This is a genomic window from Neorhizobium sp. S3-V5DH, from assembly GCF_004343065.1.
GTDB classification, from domain to species: Bacteria; Pseudomonadota; Alphaproteobacteria; order Rhizobiales; family Rhizobiaceae; genus Neorhizobium; species Neorhizobium huautlense.
Genome location: NZ_SMCL01000008.1, coordinates 24,083 through 41,646 on the forward strand (window position 1 = coordinate 24,083; position 17,564 = coordinate 41,646).

At 61.1% G+C, this 17,564-nt stretch carries 11 protein-coding genes; all 11 read left to right on the plus strand.

The annotated features are described in order from the left end of the window. The first annotated feature begins 287 nt into the window (after positions 1 to 287). The 11 genes from EDE09_RS13670 to addA all read left to right on the plus strand — a co-directional run bounded on the left by EDE09_RS13670 (position 288) and on the right by addA (position 17,531). Positions 288 to 1,010, plus strand: a complete 723-nt coding sequence (locus EDE09_RS13670) for a response regulator transcription factor (RefSeq protein ID WP_105372275.1) — start codon at positions 288 to 290, stop codon at positions 1,008 to 1,010. Positions 1,011 to 1,112: 102 nt separating this feature from the next. Next, complete coding sequence (locus tag EDE09_RS13675) at positions 1,113 to 2,876, plus strand: sensor histidine kinase (RefSeq protein ID WP_245505144.1); 1,764 nt, start codon at positions 1,113 to 1,115, stop codon at positions 2,874 to 2,876. After that, entirely contained in the window at positions 2,873 to 3,337 is a 465-nt protein-coding gene (locus EDE09_RS13680) for an HPr kinase/phosphatase C-terminal domain-containing protein (RefSeq protein WP_112796089.1), read from the plus strand. Before EDE09_RS13675 ends, EDE09_RS13680 begins: the two co-directional genes overlap by 4 nt. Before the next feature lie 125 nt (positions 3,338 to 3,462). Then, positions 3,463 to 3,864 (plus strand): PTS sugar transporter subunit IIA, encoded by a 402-nt coding sequence (locus tag EDE09_RS13685; protein WP_105372232.1) that lies wholly within the window; start codon positions 3,463 to 3,465, stop codon positions 3,862 to 3,864. Between the two features lie 14 nt (positions 3,865 to 3,878). Next, the gene (locus tag EDE09_RS13690) at positions 3,879 to 4,157 is read left to right on the plus strand and encodes an HPr family phosphocarrier protein (protein ID WP_105372231.1); all 279 of its coding nucleotides are present in this window, start codon (positions 3,879 to 3,881) and stop codon (positions 4,155 to 4,157) included. Positions 4,158 to 4,322: 165 nt separating this feature from the next. After that, positions 4,323 to 5,723 carry an adenosylhomocysteinase gene (gene ahcY / locus EDE09_RS13695; protein ID WP_105372230.1) on the plus strand — a complete coding sequence of 467 codons (1,401 nt, stop codon included), beginning with the start codon at positions 4,323 to 4,325 and terminating at the stop codon, positions 5,721 to 5,723. Between the two features lie 221 nt (positions 5,724 to 5,944). Next, positions 5,945 to 8,527, plus strand: coding sequence for a PAS domain-containing sensor histidine kinase (locus tag EDE09_RS13700; RefSeq protein WP_132411028.1), 2,583 nt, complete (start codon positions 5,945 to 5,947; stop codon positions 8,525 to 8,527). Beyond that, positions 8,524 to 10,035, plus strand: a complete 1,512-nt coding sequence (tsaE, locus tag EDE09_RS13705; protein WP_132411030.1) for a tRNA (adenosine(37)-N6)-threonylcarbamoyltransferase complex ATPase subunit type 1 TsaE — start codon at positions 8,524 to 8,526, stop codon at positions 10,033 to 10,035. Before EDE09_RS13700 ends, tsaE begins: the two co-directional genes overlap by 4 nt. Before the next feature lie 22 nt (positions 10,036 to 10,057). After that, positions 10,058 to 10,792: a nucleotidyltransferase family protein gene (locus tag EDE09_RS13710; RefSeq protein ID WP_132411032.1), complete on the plus strand. Its 735-nt coding sequence runs from the start codon at positions 10,058 to 10,060 to the stop codon at positions 10,790 to 10,792. Between the two features lie 9 nt (positions 10,793 to 10,801). After that, positions 10,802 to 13,996: a double-strand break repair protein AddB gene (gene addB / locus EDE09_RS13715; RefSeq protein WP_132411204.1), complete on the plus strand. Its 3,195-nt coding sequence runs from the start codon at positions 10,802 to 10,804 to the stop codon at positions 13,994 to 13,996. Beyond that, on the plus strand, positions 13,989 to 17,531 hold the full coding sequence (gene addA / locus EDE09_RS13720; protein ID WP_132411034.1) for a double-strand break repair helicase AddA: 3,543 nt from the start codon (positions 13,989 to 13,991) through the stop codon (positions 17,529 to 17,531). The genes addB and addA overlap by 8 nt, the downstream gene beginning before the upstream one ends. The last annotated feature ends 33 nt before the right edge of the window (positions 17,532 to 17,564 follow it).

Here is a 17,564-nt window from a genome sequence, read left to right on the forward strand (position 1 = left end):
TTAATGGGGGATTTCGGAAAGGGCAAGGGCAATTCCTAAAATTGCCTAGCAATATCAATTAATTAATCGATTTAAAAAAATTTATTACTCTTTAAATCGGTTTAAGGATGGTTTTAATCCCGCGTTAGCGGCACGTCGAATTTCTGATACAATTCTAGGATCGTAAGCCGCCCCTTTATCTTTGCCACAATTTGTTCCACCTTTATACTCAAGAAGCGCATCGGCTGAAGCCCCCGGGCTGGGGCGATTCCGGGAGATGCGCATAAATGGTGACGGAGACGGAGAGCATGCAGACAATCGCGCTCGTGGACGACGACCGCAATATCCTGACTTCGGTGTCGATTGCACTGGAGGCGGAAGGATACAAGGTTGAAACCTATACGGACGGCGCCTCTGCGCTCGACGGGCTGATCGCCCGCCCGCCGCAGCTGGCAATCTTCGATATCAAGATGCCGCGCATGGACGGAATGGAACTGTTGCGGCGACTTCGTCAGAAGTCGGACCTGCCCGTCATCTTCCTGACGTCCAAGGACGAGGAGATCGACGAGCTGTTCGGACTGAAGATGGGCGCCGATGATTTCATCACCAAACCGTTCTCACAGCGTCTTCTGGTGGAACGGGTGAAGGCGATCTTGCGCCGCGCGGGCAGCCGCGAAGCGCAGGCTGTCGGAAGCGGAAAGGTGGCATCGGATCAGCAGGCCGCGCGCACGCTGGAGCGGGGCCAGCTCCTTATGGACCAGGAGCGTCACACATGCACCTGGAAGGGCGAGCCGGTGACACTGACGGTGACCGAGTTTCTGATCCTGCATTCCTTGGCGCAGCGGCCAGGAGTCGTGAAGAGCCGCGACGCGCTGATGGATGCGGCTTATGACGAGCAGGTCTATGTGGACGATCGCACGATCGACAGCCACATCAAACGGCTGCGCAAGAAATTCAAGATGGTCGACAACGACTTTGATATGATCGAAACGCTCTACGGCGTAGGTTACCGGTTCCGCGAGGCGGCTTGAAACAGGCTTCCTTGCGGCATGATAACTTGAGGCCACGGCCGGACCAGAGATAATTGGTCCGGTGGAAGGACTGCAGTGGCAGATCAGACATTCGACAATGAAATGGCCAGAACGGAGAAGGTCGAGGCGCGCCGCGCGCCGCGGCGTTTCTGGTCGCGGCCTTTCACGCTCATCCGCCGGGTGTTCGGCCACGCCGTCTTTTCCAGCCTCACTCGCCGCATCCTGTTTTTCAACATCGCCGCGACGGTTGTTCTCGTCGCGGGCATCCTTTACCTCAACCAGTTCCGCGAGGGACTGATCGACGCCCGGGTGGAAAGCCTTCTGACCCAAGGCGAGATCATTGCGGGGGCGATCTCGGCCTCCGCGTCCGTCGACACCAACTCGATCACCATCGATCCGCAAAAGCTTCTCGAACTTCAGGCCGGCCAAAGCATTACGCCGGTGCCGAACGACGAGGATCTGGATTTTCCGATCGATCCGGAACGGGTGGCCCCGGTCCTGCGGCGTCTCATTTCGCCGACCCGCACGCGCGCCCGCATCTTCGACGCCGACGCCAATCTGCTGCTCGACTCCCGCCATCTCTATTCGCGCGGCCAAGTCCTGCGATTTGACCTGCCACCGGTCGAAAACGAGACGCAGACCTGGAGCGAATGGTTCGGCAGCCTTTTCAACCGCCTTCTGCAGCCGGGCAATTTGCCGGTCTACAAGGAAGCTCCGGGCGGTGACGGCTCGATTTATCCGGAAGTGATGAATGCGCTGACGGGCGTGCGCGGAGCGCTGGTGCGCGTCACCGACCGCGGCGAGTTGATCGTATCCGTCGCGGTCCCTGTCCAGCGTTTCCGGGCTGTCCTTGGCGTACTTCTGCTCTCGACCCAGGCCGGCGATATCGACAAGATCGTACATGCCGAGCGGCTGGCGATCATGCGGGTCTTCGGCGTCGCGACACTGGTCAACATCCTGCTGTCGCTGCTCCTGTCATCGACTATCGCCAATCCGCTGCGGCGGCTCGCGGCAGCGGCTATCCGGGTGCGGCGGGGGGCCAAGCAACGCGAGGAGATCCCGGATTTTGCCTACCGGCAGGACGAGATCGGCAACCTTTCGATCGCCCTGCGCGAAATGACCAACGCGCTTTATGATCGGATCGATGCGATCGAGAGTTTTGCAGCGGACGTCAGCCACGAACTCAAGAACCCGCTCACTTCGCTGCGAAGCGCGGTGGAAACCCTGCCTCTTGCCAAGTCGGAGGAGTCGAAGCAGCGGCTGACGGAGATTATCTTCCACGACGTGCGCCGCCTCGATCGCCTCATCAGCGACATTTCCGACGCCTCGCGGCTTGATGCGGAGCTTGCCCGTTCCGATGCCTCATCGGTCAACATGGAAAACCTGCTCGGCAATCTGGTCGATATCTCGCGCCAGATACGAACCGGACGCAAGCCGGTAGAGATCGACCTGGCGGTCGACCGCAAGGGTGGCAACAAATCGGCCTATCTCGTCAACGGCCACGATCTCCGCCTCGGGCAGATTGTTACCAATCTCATCGAAAATGCCCGCTCCTTCGTACCGGAGAAAGGGGGGCGCATTTCGATCCGCCTGTCGCGTATCAAGGACAGCGTCACCATCACCGTCGATGACAATGGCCCTGGTATTCAGGCGGAAGATATCGACCGGATTTTCGAGCGCTTTTACACCGACCGGCCGGAAGGCGAGAGCTTCGGCCAGAATTCCGGCCTTGGTCTGTCGATCAGCCGTCAGATCGCGGAAGCCCATGGCGGTACGCTGAAGGCTGAGAACCTGCACGACCCGAAAACCGGCGCCACGTCGGGTGCGCGATTCGTCCTCTCGCTGCCGGCCGGCGAAACGCAATGAACGGAGGCACGCTCAACATCCACGCCACGGCCGTGGTTCTGGGCACGCGCGGAATTTTGTTCACTGGGCCTTCCGGCAGCGGCAAATCCATGCTCGCCTTCGCCTGCATCGCCGCAGCCCGAAGACAGGGTGCCTTTGCGGCTTTGGTCGCCGACGACCAGGTTTTCGTCTCTCGCCACGGTGAGCAGCTCGTCGCAAGCCGTCCCGACCCGATCGCGGAGCTTATCGAATTACGCGGCAGCGGCATTGCAAAGGTTGAGAGCATTGCGGCCGCCGTACTCGATCTCGCCGTGGCAGTCATCCCCCATCCGGAAAGCGAGCGGCTCCCACCCGAAAACGAACGTTTCTCCATTGCCGGCATCGGAGAGCTTCCGCTCATCAGGATATGGCAAGGAACGCCTGATCCGCTTGCGGTTCTCGCAGCGTTTGCCTCCGATCTCCACGGTGAAATCCCCTTTTGATTGTCCGGCCGCCTGATTTTTTAACTTGAACTTCGATTCTACATGGAGAAGATGGCTTCCCACCGCTGGACGGCTTTATTGCGATGCGATAATGCCGCGAGTTTCCATAGCAGGGGGCAGTTTTCATGATCGGACTTGTGCTTGTCACTCATGGCAAGCTGGCTGAGGAATTTCGTCATGCAGTCGAGCATGTCGTCGGACCTCAGAAATTCATCGAAACCGTATCGATCGGCCCCGAAGACGACATGGACCAACGCCGGCAGGACATTGTCGATGCCGTGAGCAAGGCAAATGACAGCCATGGCGTCATCATCCTTACCGACATGTTCGGCGGCACCCCTTCCAACCTCTCCATTTCCGTCATGGAAAGCGGCAAGACGGAAGTTATCGCCGGCATGAATCTGCCCATGCTCATCAAACTTGCCGGGGTGCGCAGCGACAACAACATGGACAAGGCCCTCGCCGAAGCGTCGGAGGCCGGCCGAAAATATATCAATGTCGCAAGCCGTGTCCTCAGCGGCAAATGAGAACCAACGCCCGGATGTCGTCCTCCCTCTCCCGCGAATTCCTGATCGTCAACAAGCGCGGCCTGCACGCCCGCGCATCCGCTAAATTTGTGCAGATGGTCGAAAGCTTCGATGCGCAGATCACCGTCTCTAAGGACGGCACGACGGTCGGCGGAACATCGATCATGGGGCTGATGATGCTCGCCGCAAGCACCGGCTGCACCATCGAGGTTGCCGCTGCCGGCAAGCAGGCCCTTGAGGCGCTGGAAGCGCTCGGACAGCTCGTAGCGAACAAATTCGGCGAAGAAGCCTAACCTTTCTCGTCATTTCGTCCTGATATAAAGATATAAAGACTTCTTTATATCCTGGTTGCCTCGTGACCGTAAGCCTGCTAAACCGCTGGCAGCCTTCGCCTGCCTGGGCGATCTGTCGCGCGTCCTGCACGCGAGGCAAGCGTTATCGAACACCTGGAGAGCTTCATGAGCACTGAAAAGGATTACGTCGTCGCGGATATCAATCTTGCCGCCTACGGCCGCAAGGAACTCGACATTGCCGAAACTGAAATGCCAGGCTTGATGTCCTGCCGCGCCGAATTCGGCGAATCGAAGCCGTTGAAGGGCGCTCGCATCACCGGTTCGCTGCACATGACCATCCAGACGGCGGTGTTGATCGAAACCTTGAAGGAACTCGGCGCTGAAATCCGCTGGGCATCCTGCAATATCTTTTCGACGCAGGATCACGCTGCAGCCGCGATCGCGGCAGCCGGCATCCCCGTCTTCGCCGTCAAGGGCGAGTCGCTGACCGAATACTGGGAATATACCGACAAGATCTTCCAGTGGGCCGATGGCGGCTTCTCGAACATGATCCTCGACGACGGCGGCGACGCCACCATGTATATCCTGCTTGGCGCCCGCGCCGAAGCCGGAGAGGACGTGTTGTCGAACCCGGGTTCGGAAGAAGAGGAAATCCTCTTCGCACAGATCAAGAAGCGCCTGAAGGCTTCGCCGGGCTGGTTCACCAAGCAGCGCGACGCCATCAAGGGCGTCACGGAAGAGACGACGACCGGCGTTCACCGCCTTTACGAACTCTCCAAGAAGGGCCTGCTGCCCTTCCCGGCGATCAACGTCAACGATTCCGTCACCAAGTCGAAGTTCGACAACAAATACGGCTGCAAGGAGTCGCTGGTCGACGGCATTCGTCGCGGTACCGACGTGATGATGGCCGGCAAGGTTGCCGTCGTTTGTGGCTACGGTGACGTGGGCAAGGGTTCGGCCGCTTCGCTCGCCGGAGCCGGCGCCCGCGTCAAGGTCACGGAAGTCGATCCGATCTGCGCGCTGCAGGCAGCGATGGACGGCTTTGAAGTCGTGGTGCTCGAGGATGTGGTTTCGACGGCAGACATCTTCATCACCACCACCGGCAACAAGGACGTCATCCGCATCGAGCACATGCGCGCGATGAAGGACATGGCGATCGTCGGCAATATCGGTCACTTCGACAACGAGATCCAGGTCGCAGCACTCCGTAACCTAAAGTGGACCAACGTCAAGCCGCAAGTCGACCTGATCGAGTTCCCGAAGGGCAACCGCATCATCCTGCTGTCGGAAGGCCGCCTCCTGAATCTCGGCAACGCGACGGGTCACCCGTCCTTCGTGATGTCCGCGTCCTTCACCAACCAGACTTTGGCGCAGATCGAGCTCTTCACCAACCAGGGTCAGTACCAGAACCAGGTCTATATCCTGCCGAAGCACCTCGACGAGAAGGTCGCGCGCCTGCACCTCGATAAGCTCGGCGTGAAGCTGACCGAACTTTCCGAGGAACAGGCTGCCTATATCGGCGTGTCGACTCAAGGGCCGTTCAAAGCGGAACACTACCGCTATTAATCGGTAGCCGGTTAATCCACAACATGTAGCGGCCGCAGCCTTGACAATAGGCTGCGGCCTCTTTTTTGGCCGAATCCCTTCCCGGCGATTCCCTTAACAAGTATCCTTTTATGAATGATTCGTGCGGTTCCGGCCCGTCGACCTCAGGTCGTCGGCTCCGGGCAAGGCACGAAATGGTATGTCTTGTCGATGAGCGGCAATTGGACGGAGACAGACCGGTTATGTCGGTAAAAATAACGAGCCTGTTCAAGCAGGCCGATCCCTCTTGCGACGGAGTTGGTTCTCCGGCCTCGCAATCCGTATCCGGAGATCCGGATGACGGAGCGGCTGCGGGCGGATTCAATCGTCTCGCCCGCTTCGGCAGCGCCATTCTTTCGGGAACCGCTCTCTCTGGACTTGCGACAGCTGCTCTTGCGCAGCAGTCCGCCACGGAAGCGACCCGCCTCTTTTCCTCAACCGAAGTCGTGGTTTCATCGGTCGTCCTCGGCGCACTTGGCGCCGCGCTTCTTTCCGCTGTCTGGCTGGTGCGTCAACGGGGCAATATGGAGGCCGAGACGCAGGAAATGCGCAGCGCACTTTCGGATGCACAACAACGCATTTCCAAATATGAGGCCCTGATCGCCGACAAGAACCGACGCATCGTCATCTGGGAGGGCGGAGCATCGAAGCCCGAGTTCCTCGGCCAGCTGCCAGCGGAGACCGGAGCTCCACAGCAGGATCGCGACTTCCTGGCGTTCGGCCGCTGGCTTCGCAGCCTATCTGCAGGCGAACTCGAAAAGTCGATTGAGCTTCTTCGCAGCGAAGCACGCACCTTCGATATGATCGTCGAGACCAACCGGGACGAGATTCTCGAGGTTCAGGGCCGCGTTTCGGGTGGCAAGGCTTTTGTGCGCTTTATCGCGCTCAATAACTTGCGCGCCGAGCTTGCCGAACTGAAAATCGAACGCGAACGGCTTGCCGGCTCGATTTCCCTATTCCACTCGCTGCTCGATGCGATCGAACAGCCGGTATGGCGGCGAGACCATCAAGGTAAACTCAGCTGGGTCAACCACGCCTATGGCGACGCCGTCGAAGCGCCCACGCCAGATCGGGCAATCGAAGAGGGACGCGAATTCCTCGGCACGATCGCCCGCGAAAAGATCAAGGCGGCCGCGACGCCGGCCTCACCTTTCCATGACCGGATTTCGACAGTGGTGCATGGCAACCGGACCATGTTCGATGTTGTGGACGTCGTCATGCCGGGCGGTTCCGCGGGCATGGCTATAGACGTGTCCGAGGCGGAAGCGGTGCGCGAGGAACTGAAGCGAACGCTGAGAAGTCATGCGGAAACTCTTGATCACCTCGCAACCCCGGTTGCGATTTTCGATGGGGACCGCCGGCTGCAGTTCTATAATCAGGCCTTTGCCCAGCTCTGGGGCCTAAGCCTTCCCTTCCTGGATTCGCGGCCGGACAATAGTGAGTTGCTGGACAAATTGCGCAGCGAAGGCAAATTGCCGGAGCAGCTCAACTGGCGGAGCTGGAAGGAAACCGCGCTTTCCGTGTACCGCTCGCCGGACACGCAGACGGACCTCTGGCATCTACCGAATGGCCAGACGCTGCGCGTGATTGCCACGGCGCATCCGCAGGGCGGCGCCACATGGGTCTTTGAAAACCTGACCGAGCAGGTGAGCCTCGAAACCCGCTACAATACATTGGTCAAGGTTCAGGGCGAAACCATCGACCACCTCTCCGAAGGCGTTGCCGTTTTCGGTCCGGACGGGCGCATCCGTCTCTCCAACCCGGCCTTCCGGGCGCTGTGGGGCATCACGGCCGACGAAGCCAAGCCGAACACTCACATCAAGGCGATCGAGGCGGCCTGCGCGCCGTCCTACGACAAGCCGGACGGCTGGCGCCGGTTTGGCCAGATGCTGACCAATTTCGATGACGAACGGCCCTCGCTTCAGGGAACCTTCGAGCTCTATTCGGGCCTGGTCCTCGACTATGCCGTGACCCCGCTGCCGAACGCCCAGACGATGTTCACCTTTGTCGATATGACGGCAAGTGCGCGGGCCGAACGGGCGCTGAAGGAGAAGAACGAAGCGTTGCGGAAGGCCGACGAGATCAAGAACGATTTCGTGCAGCACGTATCCTACGAGCTTCGCTCGCCGCTCACCAATATCATCGGTTTTACGGATCTCCTGAAGACGCCGGGCATCGGTCCTCTCAACGAGCGGCAATCGGAATATATCGACCACATCTCGACGTCGTCCTCGGTCCTGCTGACGATCGTCAACGACATTCTAGACCTTGCGACCGTCGATGCAGGCATCATGCAGCTCCATTATTCGGAACTGGCCATCGACGATCTGCTCGATGACGTGGCAATGCAGATTGCCGATCGGCTGCACGAAAACGGAGTTACGCTTGCCATCACCGCGCCGGCCGGCCTGGGCACGATCGTCGCGGACCAGCAACGGCTGAAGCAGATCCTCATAAAGCTGCTCACCAATGCAACGAATTTTGCGCCGGAAGGGTCAGCCATCACCCTCAATTGCTGGCGCACCCCCAATGACGTATTCTTCTCCGTGACCGACAGAGGCCCCGGCATCCCGGAAGAAATACTGAAGAACGTCTTTAACCGCTTCTCCTCCAGCGCCAAGGGTGGCAAGCGCAGCGGCGCGGGCCTCGGCTTGTCGATCGTCGAAAGCTTCGTCAATCTGCATCACGGTGACGTCACGATCGACAGCCAGCCGGGCCAGGGGACGACCGTCACCTGCCGCGTTCCGAGCGCCGCCGGCAAGACACATTCCGTCGCCGCCGAATGACGGGCGCCACGGATTTAACGCTTCTTCTTGCCAACGAAGCCGACACGATTCGGCTGGGGGAAGATTTGGCACTTGCGCTCAGGCAAGGCGACTGGCTGGCTCTTTCCGGCGATCTCGGCGCCGGCAAATCCACACTTGCCCGCGCTTTGCTGCGGGCATTGGCCGACGATGACGAGCTGGAAGTCCCAAGCCCGACCTTCACGCTCGTGCAGAGCTACGACCTGCGGATTCCGGTGGCGCATTTCGACCTCTACAGGCTCGGTCACGCCTCCGAGCTGGATGAGCTCGGTTTCGATGAAGCGCTCGCAAACGGCATCTGCCTTGTCGAGTGGCCGGAAATCGCCGACGACCTGTTGCCCTCCACACGTATCTCCCTGCGCCTCGAACATCATGAAGGCGGGCGACAAGCAACGATTAGGGGACCGGAAGCCCAGATGAAGCGCGTCCGCCGGGTTCTGGCGATCCGTGCGTTTTTGAGCAAGCATGGTCATGATAACGCTCGGCGCCGTTTCCTGACCGGCGACGCCTCGATGCGGGCTTACGAGAAGATCACGACATCGGCTGGCGAGACACTGATCCTGATGGACTGGCCAAAGCCGCCCGCAGGTCCGGCCGTACTCGACGGCAAACCTTACCCCAAGGTGGCGCATCTGGCCGAAGACGCCTATCCTTTCGTCGCCATCGCCCAGTATCTGCGCGAACTGGGGCTGGCTGCGCCGCAGGTCCTGCATGTCGACTATGACCAGGGCATTTTGCTGATCGAGAACCTCGGCAGCGAAGGCGTCCTGGACGCGAACGGTCGACCGATCCCGGAGCGCTACCGTGAAAGCGTCGTATGTCTTGCTTTTCTGCACAGCCACGAGATGCGGCAGGACCTGCCCGTCGGCGAAAGCCATATCCACCACATTCCGGACTTCGATCCGACCGCAATGGCTATGGAAGCTCGGCTTCTTGTCGACTGGCATCTGCCGTGGAAACGCGGCACTCCGGCGACCGAAGAAGAGCGGGAGGACTATCTTGCAATCTGGGCTGGCCTGATCCGGGAGCTGGAAGGTTCCGAAAAGAACCTTCTGCTGCGCGACTTCCATTCACCCAATATCATCTGGCGCCCAAACGAGTCGGGCGTGCACCGCGTCGGGCTGATCGATTTTCAGGATGCGATGATCGGTCCGACGGCCTATGATCTTGCGTCGATCGTCCAGGATGCGCGGGTCGACATACCAAAACCGCTCGCCGACCAGATGATGGTCGACTACGTGACCCTACGACGCTCGCTCGGCGCCTTCGACGAACCGGCTTTCCACAAAGCCTGGGCGATCATGGCGGCTCAACGCAATTGCAAGCTTTCGGGCCTCTGGGTGCGGCTCATGCAGCGGGATGGCAAACCGGGCTATATGAAGCACATGCCCCGCACGCTTGGTTACCTTGCAACCGCTTTAAAGCACGAAACCCTGACGCCTCTGCGGGAATGGTGCAAGAAGGTCGGAATAGAGCTACCCGAATCATAGCCACGGCTCTAAAACAGCAGGCATGACCACCATCCAACAGGCCATGGTACTTGCCGCAGGCCTCGGCACCCGTTTGCGGCCAATCACCGATACGATGCCCAAGCCGCTGGTGCCCGTCTCCGGCAAGCCGATGATCGATTATGCGCTCGACGCTCTGGCGGATGCCGGCGTCAGGCGCGCGGCCGTCAACGTCCACCATTTTGCCGGCATGATGGAGGCACATCTTGCAGCTTATCCCCGTCTGCAAATCGTGATCTCGGATGAACGTGCGGCGTTGATGAATTCCGGCGGAGGCCTCGCCAAGGGGCTCAAACTGCTGGATCCGGGTCTCCTCTACGTCATGAATGCCGATCTTTTCTGGATCGGCGAAAAACCAAGCGCAAAGACGAACCTTCAGCGCCTTGCCGAATTTTTCGATCCGAATGCGATGGATTTGGCACTCCTCTGCGTCCCCCTCGAACGGACCACCGGCCACAACGGCAAGAAGGATTTTCAGCTCGACCCGGATGGGCGCCTCTTTCGTTATGCCGATGGCGGCGATAACCCAGTCGTTTATGCCGGCGCGATCGTCATGCATTCCTCCCTCCTCGATGAGGCGCCGGCGGATGCCTTCAATCTCAACATCTATTTCGACCGGGCGATCGAAAAAGGCCGCCTGTTCGGCATGATGATGGAGGGAGAATGGATTACCGTCGGCACACCGGAAGCCCTGCCTGCCGCCGAGGCGGTCATTACCCGCCATTCAGCGGGAGCCTGAGCCGTGGATATGCGGCAGAAACGCGTGTTTTCCATCCCGCCGGGCGCGCCGTTTCTGAAAACGCTGGCCACTGCCCTTTGTGAAGGGCGCCTCGATGAGACGTTCCGTTACGATCCTTCCGAACCGCTTTCGCTCGCAAATGTAACGATCTTCGTGCCGACGCGGCGTTCCGCCCGCGTGTTGCGCTCGGAATTCGTCGATCTTCTCGGCGGTCGCTCGACGATCCTGCCGGTCATTCGTCCACTTGGGGAAACGGACGACGACAGCGGCTATTTCGACCTTGCGGCACCGGAGGAAATGGATCTGGCGTTGCCGATCGGCGGCACCGCTAGCCTCCTGGAACTCGGGCGGCTGATCCTTGCCTGGCGCAACCAGCTTCCGAAGATCGTGCTCGACATACATTCGGAATCGCCGCTTGTGGCCCCCGCAAGCCCCGCCGATGCAATCTGGCTTGCTCGGGCGCTTTCCGAGCTCATCACCGCGGTCGAGACCGAGGATCGCGACTGGTCTGACTTGAAGAACCTGAACACGGGTGAACATGCGCTCTGGTGGCAGCTGACTGCGGAGTTCCTGTCGATCGCCAGCGCCTTTTGGCCGGCGCGCCTGGAGGAACTCAAACGTTCTTCGCCGGCAAGACATCAGGCAGCAATCCTGCGTGGCGAGGCTAAAAGGATCGCTACACGCGATCACAAAGGGCCTGTTATCGTGGCGGGCTCCACAGGTTCCGTGCCGGCTGCGGCCGATCTGATCGCAGCCATTTCCCGGCTGCCGAACGGAACCGTGGTCCTGCCCGGTCTCGATCTTTCCATGCCGGCGGATCAATGGGCGACGATTGGCGAACACGCCATCGACGGCTTGTCCGAACCCGCAAGCCGCAGCCACCCGCAATTCGGCCTATGGCGGCTGCTGCAGAAGCTCGGCGTCACGCGGGACGATGTCCGCATCCTGGGTGAGGTGCCGGACGAACTGATATTCCGGGCAACCGCAATCTCGCAGGCCCTCGTCCCCGCCAAGGCAACCGATCGCTGGAATAGCTGGCGGGAAGCGGCTGACCCTCACCAACTCGGGCGGGCATTCGCCGAAGTATCCCTCATTGAGGCCGCCAACGAACGCGAAGAAGCCGTCGCGATCGCGATTGCACTGCGTCTGGCGCTCGAGGAACCCGGCAGAAACGGCGGAGACAGCCAAGCTGCGCTCATCACGCCCGACCGGATGCTTGCCCGCCGGGTCACCGCCGAACTCGCACGCTTCGGCGTCATCGCAGACGATTCGGCCGGCTCGCCCCTTTCCGGCACGCCGCAAGGCACGATCACCCAGCTCCTGCTGGAAGCGACGCTGCGACCGGGAGATCCGGTGGCCATCGTCGGACTTCTGAAGCATCCCCTCCTGCGTCTCGGCCTTCCGTCGGGCGACCTGCGCACCGCCGTCGAAGCCTTGGAAGTCCTGGCACTGCGCGGGGGAGTCGGCGACATGGACATATCCGCTCTGGAGCCGCTGCTTGAAAAGCAGCTCGCCGATCAGTTGGACGACAGGCACCCGCCCCGTTGGCGGCTCTCTTTGACCCGAGAAGCGGCAGACCAGGCCCGTGATCTGGCCCGCCGCCTATCCGAAGCGGTGGAACCGCTTGCCGGCGCGCTGCTTCGCAGACGTCCCGATGGTCGCGGGCTGACGACCCGTCTTCTCCTTTCCGACTGGGCGGAGCGAACCGGTCGGGCGCTGGAGGCGATCTGCATAGACGAAAAGGGAAATCTCGCTGCCCTCTGGTCAAGCGAAGCGGGGGAGCGGCTGGCGAGCCTCCTGTCGGAGGTCATCGACACGGACGGCCAGATGGAGGCGGACGGGCCGCAATGGGTCGATATCGTGATGGCGCTGACGACGGGGGAAGCGGTAAAGCCACGCTCCCTCAGCCATCCGCGTGTCTTCATCTTCGGCACGCTGGAAGCCCGCCTGCAGAGCGTCGACATGATGATCCTCGGCGGGCTGAACGAGGGCTCCTGGCCCGGCCAGACGGTGAACAACCCCTTCCTTTCCCGGACGATGAAGACGGATATGGGCCTTGAGCCGCCTGAGCGGCGCATAGGACAGCTGGCTCACGACTTCGAAATGGCCTGCGGAACCCGCCACCTTATCCTGTCGCGTTCGTTGCGCCAGGGTTCCACCCCGACCGTGGCCTCGCGCTGGCTGCAGAGGCTGCTTGCGCTCGGCGGCAAGTCCTTCGCTGACGAGCTGAAAGCCCGCGGTCAGCAATATCGCGACTGGGCCGCGGTCATCGATGCAGGCGAGAGGCAGGATCAAGCCAAGCGCCCTGCTCCGAAACCGCCGGCCGAGCTGCAGCCGACGAAATATTCATTCAGCGAAGTGGGTCGGCTGCGCCGCGACCCCTATTCCGTCTACGCCCGCCGCGTCTTGCAGCTCGATCCGCTTGCACCATTCAATCAAGATCCAGGCGCCTCGGAACGCGGCACGCTCTATCACGCCATCATCGATCGCCATACCCGCGAAGGCCACCAACCCGGATCGCCGGCAGCAAGCGAAGCGATGAAGCGAATCACCGAGGAGCTTTTCGACGCCGCACAATTGCCGCCGCATATCGATCAGGTCTGGCGGCCGCGTTTCCGGCACGTCGCCCGGGCGTTCCTCGATTGGGAAACCGGCCGCGCTCCGGACGTCCGCAAGACCTTGACGGAAGTCGGCGCCGGCTGGGAGCTGGAGCCTGCCGGCATACGCGTCACCGGCATTGCCGACCGCATCGACATCACGGGCTCCGGCCAGGCCGATCTCATCGACTACAAAACCGGCCTCAGCCCGTCCGTCTCGCAGGCACGGGCGTTGCTCGACCCCCAGCTGGCGCTCGAAGCAGCCGCCCTGATGGCGGGGGCATTCCGTGACGCGGGGCTGCTGCAGCCGAAGGACCTCGTCTATGTCCGCCTGCGGCCCGGAGACCGTTTCAAGTCGGAAAAGGTCAACAACGAGGATGCAAACGCAACGGCGAAACGCCAGCCCAAATCAGCCCTGGATCTGGCCCAGGAATCGCTTGAGCAGCTTACTCGTTTCGTCGTTGCGTTGCGCACCGGTCAAGCCGGCTTCGCATCCCGGCTGATCCCGTTCATGCAAGGCGATTTCGGCGGCGAATACGACCACCTTGCCCGTGTGGCGGAATGGTCCACCGCGGATGACGACGGGGAGGCCGAAACGGATGAATGACCACCTTCCCGAGGACGACGATCCGCTGCGGTGGATCGACTGGACGACAGTGCAGCAGTCGCTGGCTTCCGATCCGGTCAGTTCCGCTTGGGTATCGGCCAATGCCGGCTCCGGCAAGACCCATGTTCTGACCCAGCGTGTCATCCGGCTTCTGCTTTCCGAATGCCGGCCCTCCTCCATCCTCTGCCTCACCTACACGAAGGCTGCGGCGTCGGAAATGTCGAACCGCGTCTTTCAGAGGTTGTCCGAGTGGACGGTGCTCTCCGACGACGAACTGCGGAAAAGAATCGCAGCCATCGAAGGACAGGAGCCGGATTCGTTTAAACTTGCCGAAGCACGGCGGCTGTTTGCAAAGGCGCTGGAGACGCCGGGCGGCCTGAAGATCCAGACGATCCACGCCTTTTGCGAGGCGCTGCTCCACCAGTTCCCGCTTGAAGCCAATGTTGCCGGCCACTTTTCGGTTCTCGACGACCGCGCAGCATCCGCGCTGCTGGCGGAAGCCCGCCGCTCCCTGCTGACCGCCACGTCCGCGGAAGAGGACCCGGAACTTGCGGAAGCGTTCGCGCATGTACTCGATCTCGGTGACGAATTCGGCCTCGAGACCTTGCTGTCCGACATTATTTCGAACCGCACCGCGATCCGCCGCTTCGTCGCGCGGGCGGAGCGCCACGGTGGCGTCGGCGTTGAATTGAAACGCGCCTTCGGGCTTCAGCCGGCGGATACCGAAGAGAGCATCGCAGCCGGCTATTGGCCGCTGCCAGCTCTTTCAGGCCTGACGCTCGACCTCTATCTGGCCCTGGCCGACCAGAAAGGGGGGCAAAAGGTAACGGAGGTGGCCTACGGGCTTCGGATGGTCCAGAGGGAGCCCGACGTCTTCAAGCGGGCTCAGCATCTCGACCAGATTTTCCTGACACGCGAAGGCAAGCCGAAGGCGGACAGCTCGCTGATTGCCAAAGCGATGGTCACAACCGCGCCGGAGCTGGCGCAAGCGATCGAAGCCGCCCGCATGCATATCGTTGCATGCCGGGACCGGCTGCGGCTTATCCGCATGTTCGAAGCAACCAAGGCGGCACTGGCGCTCGCCCGGCGGCTCAACGAAGACTATGAGGACCTCAAGAAACGGCGCAGTCTGCTGGATTTCGAAGACCTGATAGCCCGTACCGCAGAGCTCCTCACCCGTGAGGGCGTCGGTGCATGGGTGCACTACAAGCTCGATCAGGGCATCGACCACATCCTTGTCGACGAGGCGCAGGATACCAGCCCTGTTCAGTGGACGGTCATCAAGTCGCTTGCCGAGGATTTCTATTCCGGGGCCAGCGCGCGGGCGGCCCGGCGCACGATCTTCGCCGTTGGGGACGAGAAACAATCTATCTATTCTTTCCAGGGCGCGCGGCCGGAACGTTTTGCCGAGGAGCGCAGCGAAACCGAAAGGCGGGTGACGGGAAGCGGTCAGCCGTTCCATCCGGTACGGCTTCCCCTCTCCTTCCGCTCCACCGCCGACGTGCTGGCCGCCGTCGACCAGGTGTTTTCGCTGGAAGAGAATTCGAGGGGTCTCAGCGCGCTGGGCGAGCCCGTTCAGCACCGCTCCAACCGGATCGGTCACCCCGGGGCCGTCGATTTCTGGGACGTCGTGATGCCGGAAGCCTCCGAGCAGGAGGAGGATTGGACCGCGCCTTTCGACTCGACGCCCGATAAGGCCCCGTCCGCCATTCTTGCAAGCCGGATCGCCAACCGGATCGGCGAAATGATCGGCAGCGAAACCATTATCGAGAAGGGCGTCGAGCGACTGATCGAGCCCGGTGATATCCTCGTGCTCGTCCGCAAGCGCGACGCTTTCGTCAATGCGCTCACCCGGGCGTTGAAACGGCGCGACAACATTCCTGTCGCCGGTGCGGATCGGTTGCGGCTGACCAGCCACATCGCCGTGCAGGACCTGCTGGCGCTCGGGCGTTTCCTGCTGCTTCCTCAGGACGATCTGTCGCTCGTCGCTCTCCTGAAAAGTCCGCTCTTCAACCTTTCGGAAGAAGATGTCTTCGAGATCGCAGCGCTTCGCCCGGCGAATGCGAGCGCCTGGACACAACTCAACGGCCTGGCGGAAGAACAGCCTTTGCGGTTCCGCAATGCAGCGGACCGGCTACAGCATCTCCTGACGCTTTCGCGGGAGGTCAGCCCGCATGATCTCTTTGCACGGATTCTCGGCCAGTATGGCGGCCGGCGTAAATTCCTTGGTCGGCTCGGCACCGAAGCCGGCGACATCCTCGACGAGTTTCTAACCTTCGCCCTGGATCACGAAACCAACGGTCTGCCTGGGCTGCAAGCCCTCGTTTCCACGCTTGAGCTGGAATCTCCCGAGGTGAAACGCGAGCAGGACGGCGGACGAAACGAGATTAGAATTATGACCGTGCATGCCTCCAAGGGGCTAGAAGCACCGGTCGTCTTTCTCGTGGACAGCGGTTCGAAAGCGTTCATTTCCTCCCATGTGCCAAAGTTCAGATTGCTGAGGATTGCGGGTGAGGAAGTGCCGGCCTGGGTTCCGGGGAAGGGGCTCGCCAATGCCCTCACGGCGGCCGATGACGAGCGGATAAGACGGTCGACCGAGGAAGAATACCGCCGGCTTCTGTACGTTGGCATGACTCGCGCCGCCGACCGGCTGATCGTCTGCGGCTACCGCGGCAAGATCGACAATCCCGACACCTGGCAGGCCATGATTGCCAGGGCGCTCTCAGCCGACGAAAACCGCTGCAAGCCGGTGCAGTTCTCCGGTGCGGACGGGGAATGGAGTGGCTTTCAATGGCGGCTGCCTGGAACTGCCGGCAGGATCGAGAAAAGTCAGGAAAGGCTCCCGGCGTCAGGAGACAAAAGCGCTCTGCCTGCCGCCCTCTCCAGGGCGCTACCGCCGCAGACGCTTTTGCCACGTCCCTTGAGCCCTTCGGGTGCCGGCGCCATGATCGATGACGATGCCGACGATCTGATCGTCACGTCACCGCTCTTCCGCGAAGAAAAAAGTGTCGGCCTCGCATTGCAAAAGGGCCGGCTCGTACACCGCATGCTGCAGATGCTGACGGAGTTTCCCGAGGCCGAGCGGGAGACCGCCGCCCGGCGCTATGCGGAGCGGGCCGCACGCTTCTGGCCGGCAGCCGAGCGAGACAATCTCGTGGCCAGCGTCATGTCGGTGCTTTCGCAGGCCGAGCTCCGGCCAATCTTTTCCGAAAAGAGCCAGGCCGAGGTCTCGATCATGGGGACCCTGGCTCTGGAGGGAAAGGACTATGCCATTTCCGGGCGAATAGACCGGCTCGTGGTGACGGAAGATCGGGTGATCATTCTCGACTACAAGACCAATCGCGTTCCGCCAGAGACGCCAGACGACGTGCCATTTTCCCATCGCGCCCAGCTTGCCATATACCGAGAAATCCTGAAGCCGCTTTATCCGGCAAAAGACCTCGACTGCATCCTCGTTTATACCGAAACAGCTGCCGTTATTACCCTACCACCGGAACTCCTGTCACGTTCGCTTGCAGAACTCAAAACAAAGTGAGATGACCGCCATTGAAAACTTTGAGCGCCCGTC